At 75.0% G+C, this 1,127-nt stretch carries 1 protein-coding gene; it reads left to right on the forward strand.

The window, feature by feature from the left end:
• On the forward strand, positions 1 to 1,127 hold a 1,127-nt coding region (locus DD1DGNOD_RS09250; RefSeq protein WP_165036550.1), incomplete at both ends, for an HNH endonuclease signature motif containing protein.

Consider the following 1,127-nt stretch of genomic DNA (forward strand, 5'->3'; position numbering starts at 1 on the left):
CGGTCCGGGGTCGGCCGGTCCGGTCGGGGCGGGTTTCGCCGCCGAGGAGATCGCCGCCGAGCTGCACCTGTCTCCGGCCGCCGCCGCCGCTCAGCTGGAGCTGGCCGTGACCGCGGTCAGCCGCCTACCCGCCACCCTGGCCGCCCTGGACACCGGTGATATCGACCTGGGCCGTCTGCGGGCGACGGTCGAGGCCACCGCCGCGCTCTCCGACGAGCAGGCCGCCGCCGTGGAGGCGAGGGTCCTCGCCCGCGGTGGGCGGGCCAGCCACAGCCTGTTCCGGCAGGCGTTGCGCCGCGCCGTGCTCGCCGCTGACCCCGACGGCGCCCGCCGCCGGCAGGTGCAGGCCCGCCAGGACCGGCAAGTGCGGGTGCGACCGGTCGAGGACGGGATGGCTGAGCTGTGGGCGCTGCTGCCCGCCGCCGACGCCCAGGCCGCCTACCAGCGCCTCGACCTGTTGGCCCGCCGCGCCGCATCGTCGGAGGATTCCCGGGGGATGGACGCCCGCCGCGCGGATGTGCTTGTCGATGTGCTGCTCGGCCGTGACCGCGGTGCCGACGTGTCTGTGGAGGTCGGGGTACTCGTCCCGGTCGCGACCCTGGCCGGGGTGGCAGACGCCCCCGGGGAGATCGCCGGCTACGGGCCGATCCCCGCCGCCACCGCCCGCGAACTGGCCCAGGAGGCGACCTGGCGGCGGATCCTGACCGACCCGGTGGACGGCCAAGTCGTCGACGTCGGCCGCCGCTTCCCCGCCCCGGGGCTGACCCGGCTGGTCCACGCCCGGGATCGCACGTGTCGGTTTCCGGGCTGTCGGAAACCCGCCCGATCCTGCGACCTGGACCACATTCGGCCCTACGCCGACGGCGGGCCGACCACGAAGGCGAACCTGCTGGCGCTATGCCGGCGGCACCACCGGGCCAAGCACGAGGGCGGGTGGACGGTGACGCGGGCCGCGGACGCGGTGGTGACCTGGACCGGCCCGACCGGCCGGGTCTACCGGAGCGTGCCCGAATTCTGGGAGAACCTCGACCATCCCCCACCCACAGCCGTATCCACCGCATCCGTATCCGCACCCATCGCATCCGCATCCGCATCTGCCGTATCCATGTCGGCTGCCGTAATGGCGG

The organism is Candidatus Protofrankia californiensis (assembly GCF_900634765.1).
Classification (GTDB): domain Bacteria; phylum Actinomycetota; class Actinomycetes; order Frankiales; family Frankiaceae; genus Protofrankia; species Protofrankia californiensis.